At 53.1% G+C, this 21,576-nt stretch carries 17 protein-coding genes and 3 pseudogenes; all 20 read right to left on the bottom strand.

Features of this window, described 5'->3' with window-relative positions:
- Positions 1–14 precede the first annotated feature (14 nt).
- Positions 15–281: a YggT family protein gene (locus ET464_RS02585; RefSeq protein WP_425271737.1), complete on the bottom strand. Its 267-nt coding sequence runs from the start codon at positions 279–281 to the stop codon at positions 15–17.
- A gap of 7 nt (positions 282–288) precedes the next feature.
- Positions 289–747: a cell division protein SepF gene (locus ET464_RS02580; protein ID WP_129437993.1), complete on the bottom strand. Its 459-nt coding sequence runs from the start codon at positions 745–747 to the stop codon at positions 289–291.
- 2 nt (positions 748–749) lie between these two features.
- Positions 750–1,463, bottom strand: coding sequence for a YggS family pyridoxal phosphate-dependent enzyme (locus ET464_RS02575; RefSeq protein WP_129437991.1), 714 nt, complete (start codon positions 1,461–1,463; stop codon positions 750–752).
- A 10-nt stretch (positions 1,464–1,473) separates the two neighbouring features.
- Positions 1,474–2,322 carry a peptidoglycan editing factor PgeF gene (pgeF, locus tag ET464_RS02570; RefSeq protein WP_129437989.1) on the bottom strand — a complete coding sequence of 283 codons (849 nt, stop codon included), beginning with the start codon at positions 2,320–2,322 and terminating at the stop codon, positions 1,474–1,476.
- 35 nt (positions 2,323–2,357) lie between these two features.
- Positions 2,358–2,642 carry a YlmC/YmxH family sporulation protein gene (locus ET464_RS02565; RefSeq protein WP_129437987.1) on the bottom strand — a complete coding sequence of 95 codons (285 nt, stop codon included), beginning with the start codon at positions 2,640–2,642 and terminating at the stop codon, positions 2,358–2,360.
- A gap of 204 nt (positions 2,643–2,846) precedes the next feature.
- Entirely contained in the window at positions 2,847–3,629 is a 783-nt protein-coding gene (gene sigG / locus ET464_RS02560) for an RNA polymerase sporulation sigma factor SigG (protein WP_129437985.1), read from the bottom strand.
- Between the two features lie 140 nt (positions 3,630–3,769).
- Complete coding sequence (gene sigE / locus ET464_RS02555) at positions 3,770–4,492, bottom strand: RNA polymerase sporulation sigma factor SigE (RefSeq protein ID WP_129437983.1); 723 nt, start codon at positions 4,490–4,492, stop codon at positions 3,770–3,772.
- A 45-nt stretch (positions 4,493–4,537) separates the two neighbouring features.
- Positions 4,538–5,464: a sigma-E processing peptidase SpoIIGA gene (gene spoIIGA, locus ET464_RS02550; RefSeq protein ID WP_129437981.1), complete on the bottom strand. Its 927-nt coding sequence runs from the start codon at positions 5,462–5,464 to the stop codon at positions 4,538–4,540.
- 290 nt (positions 5,465–5,754) lie between these two features.
- Complete coding sequence (ftsZ, locus tag ET464_RS02545; protein ID WP_129437979.1) at positions 5,755–6,891, bottom strand: cell division protein FtsZ; 1,137 nt, start codon at positions 6,889–6,891, stop codon at positions 5,755–5,757.
- Between the two features lie 15 nt (positions 6,892–6,906).
- Positions 6,907–8,147, bottom strand: a pseudogene (gene ftsA, locus ET464_RS02540) (cell division protein FtsA).
- A 256-nt stretch (positions 8,148–8,403) separates the two neighbouring features.
- A complete protein-coding gene (locus ET464_RS02535) occupies positions 8,404–9,171 on the bottom strand; it encodes a cell division protein FtsQ/DivIB (protein WP_129437977.1) in 768 nt (255 codons plus the stop codon).
- A gap of 87 nt (positions 9,172–9,258) precedes the next feature.
- Positions 9,259–10,536, bottom strand: coding sequence for a UDP-N-acetylglucosamine 1-carboxyvinyltransferase (gene murA / locus ET464_RS02530; protein ID WP_129437975.1), 1,278 nt, complete (start codon positions 10,534–10,536; stop codon positions 9,259–9,261).
- Between the two features lie 15 nt (positions 10,537–10,551).
- A pseudogene (gene murB, locus ET464_RS02525) lies at positions 10,552–11,455 on the bottom strand (UDP-N-acetylmuramate dehydrogenase).
- Between the two features lie 218 nt (positions 11,456–11,673).
- A pseudogene (gene murG, locus ET464_RS02520) lies at positions 11,674–12,794 on the bottom strand (undecaprenyldiphospho-muramoylpentapeptide beta-N-acetylglucosaminyltransferase).
- A gap of 9 nt (positions 12,795–12,803) precedes the next feature.
- Positions 12,804–13,868: a stage V sporulation protein E gene (gene spoVE / locus ET464_RS02515; RefSeq protein ID WP_129444008.1), complete on the bottom strand. Its 1,065-nt coding sequence runs from the start codon at positions 13,866–13,868 to the stop codon at positions 12,804–12,806.
- Between the two features lie 80 nt (positions 13,869–13,948).
- Positions 13,949–15,379, bottom strand: a complete 1,431-nt coding sequence (murD, locus tag ET464_RS02510; protein WP_129437973.1) for a UDP-N-acetylmuramoyl-L-alanine--D-glutamate ligase — start codon at positions 15,377–15,379, stop codon at positions 13,949–13,951.
- 270 nt (positions 15,380–15,649) lie between these two features.
- The gene (gene mraY / locus ET464_RS02505) at positions 15,650–16,612 is read right to left on the bottom strand and encodes a phospho-N-acetylmuramoyl-pentapeptide-transferase (protein ID WP_129444006.1); all 963 of its coding nucleotides are present in this window, start codon (positions 16,610–16,612) and stop codon (positions 15,650–15,652) included.
- A 5-nt stretch (positions 16,613–16,617) separates the two neighbouring features.
- Entirely contained in the window at positions 16,618–18,033 is a 1,416-nt protein-coding gene (locus ET464_RS02500) for a UDP-N-acetylmuramoyl-tripeptide--D-alanyl-D-alanine ligase (RefSeq protein WP_129437971.1), read from the bottom strand.
- Positions 18,030–19,517: a UDP-N-acetylmuramoyl-L-alanyl-D-glutamate--2,6-diaminopimelate ligase gene (locus ET464_RS02495; protein ID WP_129437969.1), complete on the bottom strand. Its 1,488-nt coding sequence runs from the start codon at positions 19,515–19,517 to the stop codon at positions 18,030–18,032. Before ET464_RS02495 ends, ET464_RS02500 begins: the two co-directional genes overlap by 4 nt.
- 54 nt (positions 19,518–19,571) lie before the next feature.
- Entirely contained in the window at positions 19,572–21,509 is a 1,938-nt protein-coding gene (locus tag ET464_RS02490; protein ID WP_129437967.1) for a stage V sporulation protein D, read from the bottom strand.
- Positions 21,510–21,576 lie beyond the last annotated feature (67 nt).

Below are 21,576 nucleotides of genomic sequence, written 5' to 3'. Positions count from 1 at the left end.
TCTTGGCCTGTCCGTTACAGGCCGATAAACCCAAGCACGGCGATCAGCCCCGCGGCGATAAACCGCAAGCAGAACAAAGCCACGATTGGCGAAATATCAATCATACCGCCGATAGACGGAATAAATCTGCGGAAGATGCTCAAATACGGTTCAACGATTTTGGCGAGAAAATTGCCGATGAAGCTCTCCCGCGCATTCGGGAACCAGGACATCAGCACGTAGACGATAATTAATATCGAATAAATCTGCTCCAAACCGTAAATCAGTCCGTCAATACTCAATCCAAGGTCACCTCATTCTATTGTAATCGTTCTCCTCTGCCAGCATTTCCGTGATTGTCCCTTGAATTTCTACTGTATCCGGCGTACACAGAAAAATGTTAGGTCCGAGCTTCGAGATCGTACCGTTCAAAGCGTATACGGTGCCGCTCAGAAAATCGACAATGCGCATCGCAATATCGTAACGGACGCGCTGCAGGTTGACGACAACCGGCTTGCGCGAACGAAGATGGTCGGCTATTTCCTGAGCTTCATCGTAGGAACGCGGCTCGCTTAGCACGAAACGGACATTTTTCTGCGAATGGATGCTGACGATATTGCTGCTCTTCGTATGTTTACGTGTTTCGAAAGGAGTGGTTTCAATTTCATGCTCTTCCGTCGCATGCTGCTGATCAACGCGCTCCCGCTCGATAACCTCTTCTTCTTCCTGGAGTCCGATAAAGTTCAGAAACTTGTTCATAACGCTCATTGTTATTCCTCCTCTTTTCCCACGAGTATCGTTCCAAGTCTGACCCAGGTAGCTCCTTCTTCAATCGCCACTTCAAAATCTCCTGACATCCCCATGGAAAGCTCCGTAAGCGGAAAATCGAGTTCGCCCGATCTGTTCAGCTCATCCCTCAGCTGCCGCAAAGCCCGGAATACCGGCCTCGTTGCTTCCGCTTCCGCCTCGAGCGGCGCCATCGTCATAAGACCAACAGGCCTTACGGCGTTCAATTGTCGAAGGTCGCGCAGAAAAGGCAGTACCTGATCCGGCTGCAAGCCGTGTTTGCTTTCTTCGCCCGAAACGTTTACTTGAATAAAACACGGAACGACAAGCCCATGCTGCTCAGCTTGCTTCTGAATTTCTTTCGCAAGCGACAGCCTGTCCAGCGAATGAATATATGTAAATTTCCCGATGACTTCCTTCACCTTGTTCGACTGCAGCGATCCGATAAAATGCCATACGACCGGGTTGTCCGCTCCCTCCGGAACCGCCCCGCTGATCGCCTTCCATTTGTCCTGAGCGACCTGCCAGCGGTTCTCGCCCAGATGATGCAAGCCGAGCTCCACGGCCTTTAGAGCGGTATCCGCCGACACATATTTCGTGACCGCTATCACTTGTACCTCTTCACGGCTGCGGCCGCTTCTGCCGCAAGCTTCTTGAATCCGCTTCTCTACTGTTTCGATCCTATCTGATAATGACAATTTGGTTACCTCATTTCCGAATGCCGATCCAACTGGCCATCCGACCCGTTCGGCCGCCTTCCATCCGGTGCGAAAAAAACAAATCCCGGTTACAGCCGGTGCACCACTTGGACATTTCGATATGGATCGGCAAAATTCCTGCTTTTATCATAATCTGTCGGTTTATTTCTTTCAAGTTTACCATTGCTTTTCCATCCGGAACAGGCCTCAGCATCCGCTGAACCGCTTCATCCCCGGCTTCAAACGAGTCGATGACCGGCATAAGCCGGTCGATGACATAATTGTCCACCTCGTAGCAGCAGTCTCCGATGGAGGGGCCGATGGCCGCCTGCACCGCGTCCGGCCGCGTCCCGTACGCTTCATGCATCGCCTCCAGCGTGCGGGCCGCTATCTGCTGCACGGTACCTTTCCAGCCGGCGTGCGCCAACGCTATCGCCCGATGCTCCGCATCGTAAAAATATAGCGGCACACAGTCCGCGTAAAAGGATACAAGCAGCGTATCCGGCTCATTCGTCATCAGGGCATCCGTATCCGGGACCGCGTCCTCGCGTGACAGCCTGCCCTTGCCGCGGTCGGATGCTGTCACCTTATATACGGCGCACCCATGCACCTGCTCGCCGCAAGTAAACGCCTCGAACGGCCAGCCTATCGCTTCCGCGAGCAGCCGCCGGTTCCGTGCAACCGTCTCCTCGTCATCCCCGACATGCAGCCCCATATTGAGCGAAGTCCAGGGGCTGCCGCTTACACCGCCGCTTCTGCCGGTAAAGCCGGCCGTAAGCCCTGGCTCCTGTTCCATCCAAGAAGACAACAAAAAAAGCGAAGGTTCCTTCGCTGTAGCATGCTGCTGAAAACTTTCCATCTTCTGCTGATCACCTCTTCAGCCAGTTTACCGCGTTACGTCCGCACGTGCAAATCCTCTTCCTCCGGTTTATATCCTTTGGCATCGTCCATCCGGACAAGCACTACATCCGTTCCGATCTTGACAATGTTCCGCCATGGAATAACTACTTCGGCTCCGCCGCCGCCGCCAAACATCCCTCTGAACCGGGTCAGCTGCGGCACAACAATGGAATCGATCCGCCCCTGGCGCAAATCAAGCTCCAGATCGGTAATATGGCCCAGCTTCTTTCCGTCCACAATATTAATAACGTCCTTTGTTTGAAAATCCGATATTTTCATTATCGATCACCACGCTTCCGGCGAAGTAAACATCTACTAGTACTAACTATATGTGACTTTAGCCCAAAATGTACTGTTAACTTGAAAAATGCGCCGCCTGCGTGCACAAAGGGCCTGCAGGCAAAATAAAAGCCCATACAGGCAGCCTGCCGGCTCCGTATGGGCATCGTCGTTCATGAAGTGCAAAGGGAAAGGGATAAGCTGTTACGTTTTAACATGCTTCTGCATTTGAAGAATGGCCGATTTCTCCAGCCGGGATACTTGCGCCTGTGAAATACCGATTTCGTCCGCAACTTCCATTTGCGTCTTGCCTTCAAAAAAACGCATGGACAAAATCATTTTTTCTCTGTCGTTCAGCTTGTGCATCGCTTCCCGCAGCGCGATTTCTTCAATCCAGGAAACATCCTTGTTTTTGTCGTCGCTAATTTGATCCATCACATAGATCGGATCGCCGCCGTCGTGGTAGATCGGCTCAAAGAGGGATACGGGATCCTGGATCGCATCCAGCGCGAATACGATATCTTCTTTCGGCACATTCAGCTCTTCCGATATTTCAAATATCGTTGGTTCGCGGGAATTTTTGTTCGTCAGGCTGTCTCTGACCTGCAGTGCCTTGTATGCAATATCCCGCAGGCTGCGGGAAACGCGGATCGGGTTGTTATCTCGCAAGTAACGGCGGATTTCACCGATAATCATCGGAACGGCATAGGTCGAAAATTTAACGTTTTGGCCAAGATCGAAGTTATCGATCGCTTTCATCAGCCCGATGCAGCCGACCTGGAATAAGTCGTCCACATACTCTCCCCTGTTATTGAAACGCTGAATGACACTGAGTACCAGCCTCAGGTTGCCATTAACCAATTTCTCCCTTGCTGACCACTCATTTTTCGTTTGTAACGCCGTGAATAATTCCCGCATTTCGGCATTAGTCAGAACAGGCAGTTTCGCGGTATCTACTCCACAGATCTCAACTTTGTTTCGGGTCAACGTGATTACCTCCCAAGGAGAAACATTAATGTACATTATCTCCTTGAAGGCCTATTTTATTCCTTCAGCTGACACCGTTCGACATGTCCGTCAGCCGCCGGCAGCAGGCACAATCGTTGTGATTCGCGGATTCGGAGCGGTTACACCATCTTATTAAATTCTTTGCGGAGCCGTTTAATGATCCGCTTCTCCAGCCTTGAAATGTAGGACTGCGAAATGCCAAGCAAATCCGCAACATCCTTTTGTGTTTTTTCTTCGCCGTCCGCAAGCCCAAAGCGCAGCTCCATAATGATCCGCTCACGCTCCGTCAGCTTGTCGAGCGCTTTATGCAGCAGCTTGCGGTCAACCTGCTCTTCAATATTCCGGTAGATCGTATCATTTTCCGTACCTAATACGTCCGACAACAACAGCTCATTGCCGTCCCAGTCAATATTAAGCGGCTCGTCGAACGACACTTCGGTGCGCGTCTTGCTGTTCCGCCTCAAATACATCAAAATTTCATTTTCAATACATCTGGAAGCATACGTGGCGAGCTTGATTTTTTTCTCCGGATCAAACGTATTCACCGCTTTAATCAGTCCGATTGCCCCGATGGACACGAGATCTTCAATGTGGATCCCCGTGTTCTCAAACTTGCGCGCAATATAAACGACAAGGCGAAGGTTCCGTTCGATCAGCATCGCGCGGATCGCGCTGTCGCCCGACGGAAGCTTCTCCAGCAGAAACTCCTCCTCCTCGCGCGTAAGCGGAGGAGGCAGCGCTTCACTGCCGCCGATATAATATATTTCATCGCTTTTTAATCCGAATAAAAACAAAAGCCGATAATAATATAACTGAAGGATCAGTTTCCATTTGACTACCATTGTTTACCCCTCCCGAAAATGTGTGAATATAACCTAATGTTGCTGTCACTGGACCTGCTGCACAAGCGAAGGATGGATGATGGCTTGATAAGCCCCGTCCGCCGCAAGCTTCCCGCCGTCCAGGCCGACTAGCACTTTCCGGGATTCATACACTTGTCCTTCCCGTTCAACGATTACCGCATCGGGTCTAAGAGCGAGCATGAACTGTGTCCCGCGATTGATGCCCCGATAAGGAACAAGGCGAAGGCGATCGCGCCATTCGAACGTTTCCCCATCAAGATCTGCAATTAAACGATCCACCTGAGAATGCTTGATTCCTTCGAGCCAGGAAGCAGGCAGGGCATCGTTCCACAACGCCGCTTCCATGACCATAACGGGCGAACGGCTTAACGGATCATACAGCTGATTGCCGGTATCCACCAGCCCGATACAACTGCGTACGCTTTCACCAATCGTTACCTTCACGGATGCCGTATGGCTTTGCACCTGTGCCGCTTTTCGCTTTTGGCTCCAGACAGCCCGGTAAATATACAGGCCGATGGAGAGCGCCGCCAACATATACACCGCGCCCATTCTCATTTCGATATCGACGCCTCCGCTGCCGTTTAGCGTCATCGTTTTCCATACACTGGCAGAGCCTTTCATCAGCAAATAATGAAATCCAAGCACCGCTCCAAGCGCAACAAAATTTACCGTATAAAAGGCGGCAACGTTCCGGGAAAAAAATTGCAGCGACCCAAAACCAAATGCTACCCATAAAATAAGAAAAGATAATGCGACTTTCACAGCCAAAGTGTACATAAATGACAACGGAGGGAATAACATCAAAACAACGTAACATGCACCGATCGACGCTGCTGCCAGCACGCGCCATGGATTGGCCCGTACGTGGCGAACCCATGCGGTCGTTAACAATATGCCGCCGTCGATCAACAGTTCCTGCAAAAACACGACATCAATATAGACGGCCAAGGGCGATCCCCCTCCAGCCTCCGTATGCGGCTGAAGCAGTCTCTGCATCAAGCGCCGGAAGCTTGACATCAGTATATTAAAATCCTATTTCGATGTCTGTCTAATCATGACGCCGGGGACACTCTTTTTTTGTCGAGGGGAATCAGAACCAATTGAAGGGGATACAAAAAGGGCGGAGTTGGATTACGGGTGATCGTTCGAGTGAAACAACGCTTTATATCGAAAAAATAAAAAGCTTTCCTGTCGCCATACCGGCTTCAGGAAAGCTTTTTTGTCACAATATGTCTGGCTTAGCGGTCATTGTTGCGGCGATTGCGCAAAAACGCCGGAATTTCCAGCTGATCGCTTGTTGGCGCTGCGCCAAACGGTTTTACGCTTGGCGTACCGCTGCTTGGCGCCGGGTTGACCGGTGCGGAAGCTCCTTGGCGCGATTCCGGCTGCTCAGCTGGCGCACGGCGAACATTCGCCGCCGGCTTGTTCTCGAAGCCTGTCGCAATAACCGTTACTTTGATCTCATCTTTTAAATCTTCGTTAATGATAGCGCCAAAAATCATATTCACTTCCGGATCGGAAGCCGAGATAACAATTTCAGCCGCTTCGTTCACTTCATACAGCGAAAGGTTCGTTCCGCCGGTTATATTCATAATAACGCCGCGAGCGCCGTCGATCGAAGTTTCGAGCAGCGGGCTCATGATTGCTTTGCGTGCCGCTTCAGCCGCACGATTCTCGCCTGTTGCCACGCCGATACCCATCAAAGCGGAGCCGCGCTCCGTCATGATTGTTTTCACATCGGCAAAGTCAAGGTTGATCAAGCCAGGAACGGCAATCAGGTCGGAAATGCCTTGGACTGCCTGGCGAAGCACGTTGTCGGCTTCCAGGAACGCTTCCAGCATCGGCGTTTTCTTGTCTACAATTTCAAGCAGCCGGTCATTAGGAATGACAATCAGCGTGTCGACTTTCTCTTTCAGCGCTTCAATGCCAAGTTCGGCTTGCGTGGAACGCTTGCGGCCTTCGAATGTAAACGGGCGGGTGACAACCCCAACCGTCAATGCGCCGCATTCGCGTGCGATTTCAGCGATGACAGGAGCTGCGCCTGTACCGGTGCCGCCGCCCATGCCAGCTGTTACGAATACCATGTCCGCGCCTTTCAGCTGATTCATGATCGCTTCGCGGGATTCTTCAGCTGCTTTTTTGCCTACTTCCGGATTGGCCCCTGCGCCAAGTCCGCGCGTAAGTTTATCGCCGATTTGCAGCTTATGCTCGGATTTGGCAAGGTGAAGAGCTTGCGCATCCGTATTCACCGTAATAAATTCTACACCTTTAACACCGTTATCAATCATTCGGTTGACTGCATTGCTGCCGCCGCCGCCAACGCCGATTACTTTAATTTGAGCCAGCTGCTCCAGCTCGAAATCGAACTCCAACATTTTCACTTCCCCCGATCAAATAAATTCGTTAAACATATTTTTTAAGCGCTCGAACATACCGGGCTTCGTTGAAACGGTGGAACTCGCCTTTCGGTTTGCCGTCTTCTTTACAGTACTTATCCCGCGCGCTCCCATGTACTTCGAGACATACTGGATCATGCCGACGCCGCTGCTGAACGCAGGATCTCTGACGCCGATATAATCAGGAAGCGCGATACGAACGGATGATTCAAGTTCAGCTTGTCCAAGCTCGAGTGTGCCGGGCAGTGTTACCGCTCCGCCGGTCAGGACGTATCCGTTCACCTTGTCGCCGTATCCCAGGCGGTAAACTTCCTGTTTGACCAGATGGAAAATTTCCTGCATTCTCGGCTCGATAATGCTGGCCAGATCAACCTGGGAAAATTCCTTCTCCACATTGCTGCCCATTCGCATCACTTTAAATTTCACATCATCAGCCGCGTCATCTACTACCGCGCAGCCGTATTTCAATTTGATTTTTTCCGCATGGTCGCCTTGCGTGCGAAGGCCGTATGCAATATCATTCGTGACATGCTCGCCGCCAACCGGCAGCGTAGATATCGCAGCCAAACCGCCTTGCTGGAAGATCGTCACAGTCGTCGAGCCTGCTCCGATATCGGTTAATACCGTACCGGATACCTTCTCGTCCTTCGTCAGCGACATCACGCCCGAAGCAAGCGACATCAGAATGACGCCAGATATGCGGAGACCGGCTTTTTCCACGCAGCGCATCAAGTTATGTATCGCCGTCTTGCCGCCTGTTACAATCGTTGCTTCCACTTCAAGCCTTACGCCTATCATGCCGCGAGGGTCCGAGATCCCTTCCAGCCCGTCTACCAAATATTGCTTAGGTACGAGATTGATAATTTCCCTCTCCGGGGCAGCGCGACAACCTTGGCCGCTTGCAGCACTCTCTCAATATCTTCTTCGCCTATTTCACGGTCCTCGTTGGATACTGCCACGACGCCATGGTTAGTCTGCAGTGCAATGTGGTTGCCCTGAATGCCTACATAAACCTCGGATATTTGAATGCCAACCATACGTTCTGCATGCCCAACCGCATTACGGATCGACTGTACGGTCTGATCAATATCAACAATAGCTCCCTTGCGAATACCCTCCGAGTCGGCAGATCCAACTCCAATAATATTAATGGTTCCGTTATTCACTTCGCCAATAATAGCACGAACTTTGGATGTACCGATGTCCAAACTTACGATGATGTCGTTACTGCTCAACCCGCGGCACCTCCGTTCCAACTTCTTGAAATAATCGTTCTTCTTGAAATAATCGTTTTTTAAACATCCTTCTACTTATTCAACGCGCGTAAAATTATCCCTCTTTTTTCTACAAATTTTTCATTTTTCTTTTCTAAAAGTTCGTTTTTATCTCCTTGTTGCTCATGTTCTAGTAAAGTTCCATTCCATTTGGCAACGAAAAAAATAACATTTCATCCACCTAATTCCGTACCTAAAATTCTACCATTCTTTCTAACTATTGAGTAGAGTCTTTTTCCGATGAATTCTCGTTTTCTGCCGTTGCTACATCAAAGGGAACATACGTATCCGCTAGCAGCATCGTAATCTTGCCCGGCTCCTGCGTCTCGATAACCGCATTGATGGCTTTAATTTTTTCTTGCAGAACGGAAACCGCCGTCACGACCTCAAATTTGGTGCGCGTGTACATTTTTATGCGGTCCGGGTAAGCCTTGGAAGGAAATGGAACAATTTCCGATAAGTCATTCAAATCGCTTGGCGAGATGGCGCTAAGCTGCTTCGTCAGCTGGCTAAGAACCGGGTTGTCTTTGTCCCAGCCGGTTAAGACCGGGCGGTCTGCCAGGCTTTCGCCGGGAGCTGCTTTAACGCCTGCTCCATTCGACAAAATGGCAGTCATTTCACCCTGGTCCGACAACTCGAATGCAACCACCTTATGTTCTTCGACCGCAATATTCACTTTTCCGGGAAATTTTTTGCTGACGGTCACGCTTTCAATCGGGCTCAGCTTTTCGATCCGGTTCTCGATTGCGTGTGCCGAAGTGCCAAAAAATGAATCCCCAATTTTAATATTCGCCGCCTGCCCGATGTCTCCGGTAGAGGCGTAAACTGCGCCTGTAATCTTAATCTCTGATATTTTGCTAATCGAAGAATTGAAGAATAGAACCGACAAAATCACGATAAACAGCAAAAAAAGCACAGTAAGCAGCCGACGGCTGCTTTTGCGTTTTTTGACCGGCTCTTTCAACACAGGCATCGTCGTGCTCATGGCTTGTCCGTTCCTCCTCTGAAAAACAACCGGTCCCCCATCCGAGAGGAGGGAGCCGGAAGTATAATCGGCCGCCTATCCGGCATTTCATTGAATGGTATTGTTCGGCACCGGGGAATATCTCGTAATCCGCGCACCAAGGCGCGAAAGCATCGATTCAATCCGGTCATAGCCGCGGTCGATATGGTGAATCTGCTCGACGATCGTTTTGCCTTGGGCAGCAAGCCCGGCAATAACGAGAGCCGCTCCTGCCCGCAAGTCGGTTGCTTCTACCGTAGCGCCGTACAAACGGGGAACTCCCTTTATAAATGCAGCATTCATATCGACGCGAATATCGGCGCCCATTCGGGTCAGTTCATCCACATGCTTCAGGCGCCCTTCGAATACCGTCTCTTTCAAAATGCTGACACCGTCGGAAAGTGCAAGCAGCACCATAACCTGCGACTGCAAATCGGTTGGAAATGCGGGATATGGAGAAGTGACAAGCCTTTCAATGGCTTTAGGCCTGCTTGCATGACTGACTTTAATTATATCATCGCTGGCTGTTATTTGAACACCTGCTCTGCGGAGCACATAAATAAGCGAAGACAAATGTCCGGGATTGACGTTCTGCAAAGTAACATTGCCGCGTGTTGCCGCAGCCGCGACCATAATGGTCCCCGCCACAATTCGGTCGGGAATAACCGTATAGCGGCATGGCTGAAGCTTTTTAACACCGTCAATAGTGATCGTATCCGTTCCTGCTCCGATAATTTTGGCTCCCATTGTGTTCAAAAAACGCTGCAAATCTTGAATTTCCGGCTCTCTGGCAGCATTCGTAATCGTCGTCCGGCCTTCTGCAAGCACGGCTGCCATCATTATATTCTCGGTGGCTCCGACGCTTGGGAAGCTCAGATGGATATCCGCACCCCGAAGCTTAGCTGCCCGGCATACAATCCGGTTGCCTGTTTCTTCAATTTCTGCGCCAAGCGCCTTAAGTCCTTCTAAATGAAGATCAATCTTTCTTTCGCCGATCGCACAGCCCCCGGGCTGATAAACCGTCGTCTCTCCAAATCGGGCCAGCAGCGGCCCCATCAGGAAGATCGACGATCTCATCTTGTTCATCAACGACTCCGGGACATGAGAAGAAGTAGCCGAATCCGTATGCAATACGACGGTTTCGCCGATGTGCTCGGCGCGGCATCCCAGTTCGCGCAAAATGTTCAGCATAACCTCGATATCGAGCAGCTTGGGCACATGATCAATTGTCACGGTGCCATTAGCAAGCATGCTTGCAGCCAATATCGGCAAAGCGGCATTTTTCGCTCCTTGGATAACAATGGTTCCTGAGAGAGGTTTCCCGCCTTCAATCACCAATTTGTCCAATGTATCACCTCCGAATTACCGCTCACCCACCACCAATACTTCAGGCACAAGCTTAATTCCGAATCGTTCATATACGGTGCCTTGAATATGGGACATGAGAGCGAGAACATCTTCAGCTGTCGCTTGCCCGGTGTTTACAATGAAATTGGCATGCTGCACGGAAACTTCTGCGCCTCCGACACGAACCCCTTTCAACTCTGCCGATTCAATTAATCTAGCGGCATAATCGCCCGGCGGATTGCGGAACACGCTGCCGCAGGTCGCCGACTTGAGCGGCTGCGTACGCAGCCTTCTCTCTTTGAGCGCAGCCATAGCAGCGGATATTTCCTTACGGTCCCCATGCTGCAGCTCAAAGGTCGCTTCCACGACTATCCCTTTGTGCTCCTGCAGAATGGAATGACGATAGGAAAAATGCATATCCTCTCGTTCGTATCGAACCAATTCACCTGTTTCCAGCACAACTTCAGCTGATCTGAATATACGCGACACATCCGATCCGTGCGCGCCTGCGTTCATATAGACCGCTCCGCCGACATTACCCGGAATTCCCCCGCGAATTCAAGCCCGGTTAATCCTTCTCTACCGGCCATGACGGATAACTTGACGAAAGAGTACGATGCGCCAGCATGGACGACCGTGTCCTCAAAGCGAGCATAATCGAGCCCTCTCCAGGCTTGATGACAACGCCGCGAATCCCTTTGTCGCTCACCAGCATGTTAGACCCGCGGCCCAGACTAAACCACGGAATGCCATGCTTGTTCAGCAGCCGGACGGCCGACACGAGTTCATCTTTGGTGTCAGGGACGATCAGCAGATCAGCGGGTCCGCCTATCTTCCAGGTTGTATAGGTAGAAAGCGGTTCATTTGGCAGCACCTTGCCGATGCCTGCCTCCTGCAGCTCGCTTATTAGTTGTTCCATAATGTCGAACCTCCTTTGCTTATTGGTGCGATCCGGATACGGATTCGCTCCTGTTCGCCTGATGCGTAAAGCATGAAACAAACAGGGTTAGCATCTGCAACAACCGTCTGTAGGGTGACGGCCACGATTATGGGATATATTATGCCTTGCATGAATCGTGTGTGACAGCTGCCTAAGTGTTCCGCCGTTATGCTCTTCATCCGCATAAACAGCAGATTTTAACGGGTACGCCCGCCTGTCAGCCGCCGCAGCTCCGCAGCGATGGCTTCGGCCGAGTCCGGCATCCCCAGCCTCAATGCCGCTTCGCCCATCTGTTTTTTGCGGCTTTCATCGCCCATGATCGCGCCGATGCGTTCCAGCAGCAGCTCGCCGGACAACTCTTTCTCCAGAATAATTTCGGCTGCGCCGCCAGCCGCAAGACTGCGGGCATTCGCCTCCTGGTGGTTGTTGGTTACATTCGGAGAAGGAATAAGAATCGCCGGGAGCCCGATAGCCGTCACCTCTGCAAGCGAGGATGCGCCGGAGCGGCCGACAAGCAGCTCGCTGTCCACCAGCACTTCCGCCATATTGTGCAAATAGGGTACAAGCTTCAGCTGTTCCGACTCCAGTGCTCCGGATGGCCGAATCCGTTCTTTGGTCGCTTCATAGTAGGATTCGCCCGTAACAAACACAAAATGGACGTCAGGCAGCCTGCCGAGCTTCGGCGCCATGTCGACCATCGCATCGTTTATCGCTTTCGCCCCCGGCTTCCGCCGACAGCGAGCACTACTTTGCTTCCTTCCGGCAATCCCAGCGAAGCAAGGCCCTTCCCTTTACCAGACGCGGCGTTCATCACCGCTGTTGCAACCGGATTGCCGGTAAACACCGTCCGCTTCGCCTTCGGAAACAACGTTTCCGCCTCGCGGAAGCTTACCCCTACTGTATCGGCATAGCGGGCCAAAAATTGATTGGTTAATCCTGGAACCGCATTTTGCTCATGGATAAAAGTCGGAATGCCCAGCTTCGCTGCAGCGTAAACGACCGGGCCGCATACATAACCGCCGGTTCCTACAACGACATCCGGCTTAAACTTCTCCAGCAGCCGTTTGGAGCGCTGGACGCCCTTCAGAAAACGGGCGACTGTCTTGACATTCTCAAAGGAAAGCTTCCGCCGGAAGCCCGTAATATGAATCGATTCAAACGGAATGCCAAGCTGCGGCACGATACGGCTCTCCAGCCCTTTCTCCGTGCCGATATATAAAAGCTCGGTTCCAGGCTCGTCCTTCGCCATCTGTTTGCCGATGGCGACGGCGGGATAAATATGCCCGCCTGTGCCGCCGCCTGTTAATACGATACGCATGTAAAAAAGTCACCTCGAGTAGCGGGATATGTTCAATAAAATGCCAAGCGCAGTCAGCAGCAGCGTCAATGAAGAGCCGCCGTAGCTGACAAGCGGCAGCGTAATGCCCGTCACCGGCATCATGCCGATGACCACGCCTATATTAATCAGCACCTGTACGCCGATAATGCCGGTAATGCCTACGGCCAGCAGGCTGCCGAACGTATCGGGAGCTGCAATCGCCGTGCGGATGCCTCGCCATATTAAAATTAAAAATAATAGAATCAGCGCCGAAGCTCCGATAAAGCCAAGCTCTTCGGACACGATGGAAAAAATAAAGTCCGTTTGCGGCTCCGGCAAATAGCTGTACTTTTGCCGGCTCATGCCAAGTCCCAGACCGACAAGCCCGCCCGGCCCAATCGCGTACAGCGATTGAATGATCTGATAGCCGGAGCCAAGCGGATCGGACCACGGGTCCAGAAAGGCGGTAATCCGCTTCAGCCGGTAAGGAGCCGCTAATATCAGGCCAACCAGACCGGCAGCGCCTAGCAGCCCTAGTGAAGCCAGATGGCGTATCCGGGCGCCTGCCGTATAGATCAATATAAGCGAAGCGCCTACCATGACCGTGCCGGAGCCGAGGTCCGGCTGCATCATGATAAGGCCAAACGCCAGCAGCACAAGGCCAAGCGGCGGCAGCAGCCCGCGTGTGAACTGCGTAATGTTCTGCTGCTTCTCCGACAGCCATTTGGACAAAAAAAGCACCATGGCCAGCTTCATAAATTCGGACGGCTGAATTCCGAAGGAGCTGATCCCAAGCCAGCTCCGGGCGCCGCCCCGGACAACCCCGATGCCGGGGATCAGTACGATGATAAGCAAAACAAAGCAAATGATCAGGAACAGCTTTGACCACTTTTGCCAGACGGTATAGCTGATATTCATCGTAAAAAACAGCGCGCCTACGCCGAGTCCGGCGAACAGCAGCTGCCTTTTGACAAAATAAAACCGGTCGCCGTAATCATGAAAGGCAAGCACAGCGCTTGCGCTGTAAACCATAATAAGCCCGATCGCAAGTATTAATCCGATCGAAACCAGCATCCACACGTCCGGGCGGACCTGCCTTTGGCCATAGCAAACACACCTCTTTAAGCGTTGCAAAGTAGGGACAAGCCCCCTACTTACAAGGTATGCGCCGATTGCTTAAAAATGCTTCCCCGCTGTTCAAACGATTCAAACATATCCCAGCTTGCGCAAGCCGGTGACAGCAGTACCGCATCTCCCGGTTCCGCGAGACGCGCAGCCTGCAGTACCGCTTCCTTCAAGGTCGCTTCGGCGTCCTCTTTAGGTTCGACGATAACGACCTGCTGTAAACCTGCCAGAGCCGCAACCTTCGCCAGCTTCTCCCTGGTTTGGCCAAGCGCGACAAGCGCCTTGACCCGGCTTTGGAATACAGGCAGCAGCTCCATATAGTCGGAGCCGCGGTCCAGCCCGCCGGCGACAAGCACGATCGGGGCTTTCAGCGAGCCGACAGACATCGTTGTTGCCGTTGCGTTCGTCGCTTTCGAATCGTTGTAATACGATACGCCGCCCGTCTCCCTTACAAATTCAAGCCGGTGCTCTACGCCGCGGAATTCGCGAAGCGCATCCAGCATTTGCTGCGGCTGGGCTCCCGCCGCGTAACAGGCCGCAATCGCCGCAATCGCATTCGCTGCGTTGTGGCGGCCCGGAAGGCCAAGCTTATGAACCGGCAGCATAACGGTTTCTGAACCTCTGTCACGTACTACAATGCGGCGTTCCGCATCCGGATGCGAATCTTCCGTGCCCGGTGCCGGGAACGGCGGGTCGATGAAGACGCCCTGCTCCAGCCGTTCGTACAACGAGAACGGGAACAGCTTCGCCGCAAGGCTGCCTGCAAGCTGGCGGCATACGGCGTCGTCCCAGTTCAATACGGCGGTATCCTCCGCCGTCTGATTGGCAAACAGCTTCGCTTTGGACGCGATATAATCGTCCATGCCGCCGTGATAGTCGAGATGCGTTTCCGCCAAGTTCAAGAGCACGCTGACACGCGGGCGGAAGAAGGTTGTCCCTTTTAACTGGAAGCTGCTCAGCTCGGCGACAATCCAGTTCAACGCGTCTGCTTCCTGTGCGGCTTCGCAAAGCGGGCGGCCGATATTGCCGGCGACAATCGGGTTCAGCCCGGCCTCTTCCAATATTTTGCCGGTCCAGGTCGTGGTCGTTGTTTTACCGTTGGAGCCGGTAATGCCGATAATCGGCGCCGGTGACAGATGATAAGCAACCTCTACTTCCGTAACGATTTCCACCCCGTGGCGGAGCGCCTGCTGTACCGGCTCCGCCGTATACGGAATGCCGGGGTTTTTCACCAGCAGCGCCGTTTCCGCGGTAACCAGATCGTCCGGATGATAGCCGCATAGTACAGAAATGCCCAAAGCGACAAGTTCATCCGCTTCGGGACACTGTTCACGTTCTTTTTTATCATTGACGGTGACGTCTGCGCCCAAAGCGTGAAATACCTTTGCTACGCTGACACCGCTCCTTGCCAAACCCAATACTACAACGCGTTTATTCCGGTAGGAAGCCGGGTGATTCATGATGGACAACCCCTTCTAAGCATACTTGTTCGGTTCACAAGCGTACCGCTGTCACAGCGGATGAGGAGAACGCCTGCATTTATTTTCGTGACAGGAAAGGACATTTGGTTCAACAGGGGGGCGACAGCCCGTGCATGGGGCTTATGCCGCCGGTTCGTTGGCCGGCGCGAATGCCTGGAAAGCTGTCACATCCGGCCATACAGCTGTGCATAGCGGCAGGCATAGCGGAAGGGACAGGCTTGTGTGCCAAGCTGTCCCTTCCCCATGTTCTTACAAAAACTTGCCGAGGGCTAGGCCAACGACTGCAAATACGAGGCCGACCGACCAGAATGTCGTAACGACACGCCATTCGGACCAGCCGGAAATTTCGAAATGGTGATGAATCGGGCTCATTTTAAATATCCGCTTGCCTCTCAGCTTAAACGAACCGACCTGCAAAATAACAGATAACATCTCCAGAACGAATATCCCGCCGATTATAATGAGCAGCAGCTCCGTTTTCGTCAAAATCGCTACCGCCGCAATACCCCCGCCGATGCCAAGCGAACCGGTGTCGCCCATAAACACTTTGGCGGGATGGGCGTTGAACACGAGAAACCCTAACACCGCGCCGATCATTGCCGCCGAGAAAACGGCGGATTCGTTCGCCGACACATGCAGCGCAATAATGGCAAAGGCGCCAAACGCAATCGCGCTTGTACCGGACAACAGTCCGTCCACGCCATCCGTAAAATTGACGGCATTGCTTGTCGCAAACAAAATGATAACTACAAACGGATAATAGAGCCAGCCAAGGTCAAAACCGTAGCTTGTTCCGGGAACCGTAATTTCCGTGCTGTGGTGCATATTGTACAGAAGGCAGCATACCGCAATCGAAAATACGAGCTGTCCGATCAGCTTTTGGCGGGCTGTTAACCCAAGCGAACGTTTAAATACGATTTTAATATAATCGTCCAAAAATCCGATAAGGCCAAAACCAAGCGAAGCGATCAGCAGCACCCAGAAGTCGTCCGTCTTGTCGGAAAATTTCAGAAACGCCACAAGCATGGCCAGCATAATAATAATGCCGCCCATCGTTGGCGTCCCTTTTTTCTTCAAATGGCTTTGCGGGCCTTCCGTGCGAATTTGCTGACCAAACTTTAACCGCCTTAGAAGCGGGATGAACAATGGTCCGAGCAATACCGCTAGCAGGAAGGAAGCCCCGATTGAGAAAAAGATGACCATCATGTCCATTTTCATTACCTCGCTTCCAAAACGTGAACAATTTTCTCCATCCGCATGCCGCGGGAGCCTTTCACCAAAACCAGATCTTCCGCTTGAAGCTCACTGCGAAGAAAGCCTGCAAGCTCTTCCTGGTCTTCGAAATGGCGGATCAGGCTCTGATCCTTGCCCGCAAACAGCGGTTTTGCCGCATCGGCGGTATGCTTCGACAATGGGCCGAACGCCAGCAGCGCATCCGCTTTGTCAGGCGTAACGTATTCGCCGATTTCCCGGTGCAGCGCATCTTCGTCCGGGCCAAGCTCCAGCATATCGCCCAGCACAACCCACTTGCGGCGGAAACCGGACAGTTGTCCGACAAGATCAACCGCAGCCCTGACAGCCGTAGGGTTGGCGTTATAGGCATCATTCAGAATCATGGCGCCGTTGAAAGCGGCAACCGGCTGAATGCGCATACCGGTCAGCGTCAAGCCGGCTTGAAGCGCTTTGGCGATATCCGGCTCCGGGACGCCAAGGCTCCGGGCGACCGCTATCGCAGCCAGCGCATTCGATACATTATGCTTGCCGGGCACCGGAATGTGAACGGCAGGCGCATAATGCCAATTATCCGATTCGCGTACAGAGAACGATGAGGCTGCAGCTTCCACTTCAATTTGTGCGGGCGACCAGTCATTTTGCTCCGACAGACCGAAAGTGGCCGTCCGGACGCCTTGCGGCAGCACCGTCTTCTGCAAGCCGGCATGAAGCAGCGGCTCATCGCCGTTAAACAGCAGCAGGCCGTCTTCTCGCAGGCCGGCCGTTATTTCCAGCTTCGCTTGTGTGATGCCTTCGCGCGAACCAAGCTGGAGCAGATGCGCGTCGCCGATATTGGTAATGACCGCAATATCCGGCTGCGCAATCCGGGTCAGCAGCTCGATTTCGCCGAAGCCGCTCATGCCCATCTCAAGTACAGCCGCCTCCACCGTCTCGTCCAATTGAAGCACCGTAAGCGGCAGCCCGATATGGTTGTTCAGGTTGCCGGCTGTTTTATGAACGCGGAACTTCGCCGACAGCACCGCCGCGACCATATCTTTTGTTGTTGTTTTGCCGTTGCTGCCCGTGATGCCGATCACCTTGACCGGCAGCTCGTTCCGGTAAGCGGCAGCCAGCCGCTGAAGCGCGGCAAGCGGATCATCCACGAATACAAGAGGAGCTTCCTTCAGCTCCTCCGGCACCGCCTTGTCCTGCTGCCATAACGAAGCCGCCGCACCGTCAGCCAGCGCGCCTGCGGCATAATCATGCCCGTCAAAGCGCTCGCCTACAATCGGTACGTACAGCGATCCCGCCTCCACCTGGCGTGAATCTTTGCCTACGCCGGCAATTTCGATATCGGCAAAAGCCGCATCGCATTGTCCCCCGCACATGCGGGCAATTTGTCCCAATCGGCGTTTAATCAATGTAACAATCCCCTTATCGCTTCTTTCGCCACAAGCCTATCATCAAACGAATGCGTTACCGTTCCGATAATTTGATATGTTTCGTGACCTTTCCCCGCAATCAATACTACATCGCCCGGGCTTGCCATTTCAACCGCTTTTTCAATTGCGGCGCGGCGGTCCACAATAAGCTCGTAACGATTTTCCGAGACGCCGTCTTCGTCCAGACCCGCTTTAATATCTTGCAGGATAAGCTCCGGGTTTTCGGTGCGCGGATTATCGGATGTCACAAGCACGTAATCCGAATAGCGGGCAGCGATTTTGCCCATTAGCGGCCGTTTCGTCCGGTCGCGGTCTCCGCCGCAGCCAAAGACGCACAATATCCGGTTCGGAGACAACTCTTTCACCGCTTTAAGCACATTGTCGAGGCCGTCCGGCGTATGGGCGTAATCGACGATGACCGCAAACGGCTGGCCGGCGTTGACCGACTCCACCCGTCCCGGAACGCCCGGTACGGCTTCGAGGCTCGCTTTGATTTGTTCCAGCGGCAAGCCTTCAATCAGCGCAGCGCATATTGCAGCAAGCGCGTTATAAACGTTAAACTTGCCGACCATTTGCAGCGTCAGTTCCGTATCACCGCGGAACGTGCGCAGCGTAAACGAAGTGCCTTGCGCCGTAATGCGGATGTTGGCAGCACTTACGTCCGCTTCATGGTCAATGCCGTACGTAATGACTTCAGCCGCCGTTGCCCGGGCAAACTGAGCCGCCGCCGGATCATCCGCATTCAGCACCGCGTAAGAGCGTTCAGCCGGATCGGCTGCATAATCATTGCCAAGCCGCGAGAAAAATAGTTCCTTCGCCGCTGCATATTTTTCCATCGTACCGTGGTAATCCAGATGATCCTGCGTCAGGTTCGTAAAGATCGCGGTCCGGAAGCGGCAGCCTTTCACACGGCCTTGCTCCAGCGCATGAGAGGATACCTCCATCGCGCAATATGCCGTGCCCGCTTGCTGCATGAGCGACAAATACTGCTGCAGGCCAAGCGCTTCCGGCGTCGTGCCGGACATCGGCAGCACCTGACCCGCGTAACGGGCTTCAATCGTGCCGATTACGCCGGCCGGACGGCCGTTGTCGTTCAACATTTTTTCGATCAAATATGTAGTGGTCGTTTTACCGTTTGTTCCGGTAACGCCAATTAATTTTACATGCTGGCTTGGATGCCCGTAAAAGCGGTCCGCAACAACCGCCATGGCGAGCCTGGCGTTCTTAACGATCAATTGCGGCACGCTGACGCCAAGATCCCGCTCCGTCACAAGCGCGACAGCTCCGCCTGCGATCGCCTGCGGCGCATAATCATGCCCGTCTACCGTATGCCCGGGCAAGCAAATAAACAGATCACCCTGCTTCACTTTGCGGGAGTCGATTTCGACGCCGGTTACGGACACAGCTCCGTCGCCTTTTAATTTTGCCGTAATGAGCAGCTTTGCCAGTTCGTTCAGTTGCATAAACCTATTTCCTCCTTCAAATCAAACGGCACATTCCATTCCTTACCATTATAGTCAATGCGAATGCATTGTATCATCGCCGGCGCCTAAATAGATGCGTATCGTCGAACCCTTCGTCATACGCTCCCCGGCCGCCGGTGCTTGCCGAATAACCGTATCTCCGGAGCCTGCGCTTGTCAAGTTAAAATTCGTGTTCATATCCTCATAAATATCGGACACGGTTTTGCCTACCAGATTAGGCACAGTCACATACGGCGCTTCGCCCAGCTTATATTTTTTGTCGATCTGGTTCGCCTGTTTCGGCACGCCCAATACTTGCAGCGCATCGGTCATCATGCTTTTGACGATTGGGGCCGCCACAACGCCGCCGAACTGGATGCCTTGCGGATTGTCGACCGCAACGTAGATGACGACCTTCGGATCGTTGGCCGGCGCAAATCCAATAAACGATACGATGTGCTCGTTCGGCGAATATCTGCCGTTGATGACCTTTTGCGCGGTACCGGTTTTGCCGCCTACACGGTAGCCGTCGATAAAGGCATTGCCGCCGGTCCCGTTGGCGACGACGCTTTCCAGCGCTTCGCGGACCTGCTTGGACGTATCCGCCGAGATGACCTGCCGGACCTCCTCGGGCTCAATCGTCTTAACCGTCTCCCCAGTGTCGGGATTGATAAACGCTTTGGCAACGTGAGGCTTAAACAAGATCCCACCGTTGATTGCAGCGGACACGGCCGTGATTTGCTGAATAGGCGTTACCGATACGCCTTGGCCAAACGCCGTTGTGGCCAGCTCGACCGGACCTACCTGGCTAGGCTTGAACAAAATGCCGTTTTCTTCGCCGCCCAGATCAATGCCGGTTTTTTTGCCGAAGCCAAACGCATTAATGTACTGGAACAGCTTGTCTTTGCCCAGCCGCTGACCGAGCATGACGAAGCCGGGGTTGCAGGAGTTCTCGACCACCTGCAAAAACGTCTGGCTGCCGTGGCCCCCCTTTTTCCAGCAGCGGAGCTTGGCGCCGCCAACCTCAACCGAGCCGGGATCAAAAAACATTTCATGTTTCAGATCGACCTTTTTTTCCTCAAGTGCCGCGGCCAGCGTAATAATTTTGAACGTGGAACCGGGCTCGTACGTCATCCATATCGGCAAATCACGGTTGTAGACCTCGGGTGGAGAAGCCTGATAATTGGCCGGGTCAAACGTAGGCCGGCTGGCCATTCCCAATATTTCGCCGGTGTTCGGGTCCATCGCAATGGCGATCGCCCCGTCTGCCTGCAGCGCCGTCATCGCCTGATCGAGCTCGCGCTCCATTGAAGCCTGGATTTTCTCGTCCAGAGTAAGCTGCAGTGTCAAGCCGTCCTTGGGCGGCGTATACGTATCGGACGAATTCGGCATCGTCCCGCCGGAGGCATCCGACAGGAAGGAGACACTCCCGCGCACACCGGTTAATTCGCTGTTGTAAGAAGCTTCTACGCCGGTGAGCCCTTTGTCGATGCCGGTAAAGCCAAGCACCTGCGCAGCCAGATCGCCAAACGGATAATACCGTTTGCTGTCCTCCGCCACAACGATGCCGGGCAGATTAAGGTTCTTTACCTGCTGCGCTTTGGCGAGCGTCATTTTGCGGCCTCCGGGCTTGAGCTCGACAAGCATTTGTTTGGTCGTTATTTTTTTTAGAAGGGTTTCCGGAGTCATGTCCAAAATCGGAGCAAGCTCGGCCGCCGTTTTCTGGCGGTCCTTAATTTGCGCCGTCACCGCCCAAACGGTAGGCGAGCTGACGTTATAAGCAAGCTTGACGCCATTGCGGTCTTGAATTTCACCGCGCTTGGCCATATAAGGAATATCCCTGCGCCACGAATCCTCCGCTTTTGCCGATATTTCATCCCCTTGCCAAAGCTGAATATAGGCGAGCCGGACGATTAAGGCAAGAAACGCAACTATCGCGATGATTAATGCGGCAAATAACCGCCGTCTCACCGTCACACCTGAAACTTTCATTCTCCCCCTCCTCTGCCTTCTGCTGCAGTAGAGCGCGCGTGGACGCGCTTAATCTCAGCCTATTCGG

Source organism: Paenibacillus protaetiae (assembly GCF_004135365.1).
In the GTDB taxonomy this organism is placed as follows: domain Bacteria; phylum Bacillota; class Bacilli; order Paenibacillales; family Paenibacillaceae; genus Paenibacillus_AP; species Paenibacillus_AP protaetiae.
Note: the sequence above shows the minus strand (reverse complement) of the source record. Positions and strands in the feature narration are given on the sequence as shown.

Bases quoted from the DNA above. Each gene is read 5' to 3' on its own strand.
- ET464_RS02580 (WP_129437993.1), bottom strand. From the start codon at position 747: ATGAGCGTTATGAACAAGTTTCTGAACTTTATCGGACTCCAGGAAGAA.
- pgeF (WP_129437989.1), bottom strand. From the start codon at position 2,322: ATGGAAAGTTTTCAGCAGCATGCTACAGCGAAGGAACCTTCGCTTTTT.
- ET464_RS02565 (WP_129437987.1), bottom strand. From the start codon at position 2,642: ATGAAAATATCGGATTTTCAAACAAAGGACGTTATTAATATTGTGGAC.
- sigE (WP_129437983.1), bottom strand. From the start codon at position 4,492: ATGGTAGTCAAATGGAAACTGATCCTTCAGTTATATTATTATCGGCTT.
- ftsZ (WP_129437979.1), bottom strand. From the start codon at position 6,891: ATGTTGGAGTTCGATTTCGAGCTGGAGCAGCTGGCTCAAATTAAAGTA.
- ET464_RS02535 (WP_129437977.1), bottom strand. From the start codon at position 9,171: ATGAGCACGACGATGCCTGTGTTGAAAGAGCCGGTCAAAAAACGCAAA.
- spoVE (WP_129444008.1), bottom strand. From the start codon at position 13,868: ATGCTGGTTTCGATCGGATTAATACTTGCGATCGGGCTTATTATGGTT.
- murD (WP_129437973.1), bottom strand. From the start codon at position 15,379: ATGAATCACCCGGCTTCCTACCGGAATAAACGCGTTGTAGTATTGGGT.
- mraY (WP_129444006.1), bottom strand. From the start codon at position 16,612: ATGGACATGATGGTCATCTTTTTCTCAATCGGGGCTTCCTTCCTGCTA.
- ET464_RS02495 (WP_129437969.1), bottom strand. From the start codon at position 19,517: ATGCAACTGAACGAACTGGCAAAGCTGCTCATTACGGCAAAATTAAAA.
- ET464_RS02490 (WP_129437967.1), bottom strand. From the start codon at position 21,509: ATGAAAGTTTCAGGTGTGACGGTGAGACGGCGGTTATTTGCCGCATTA.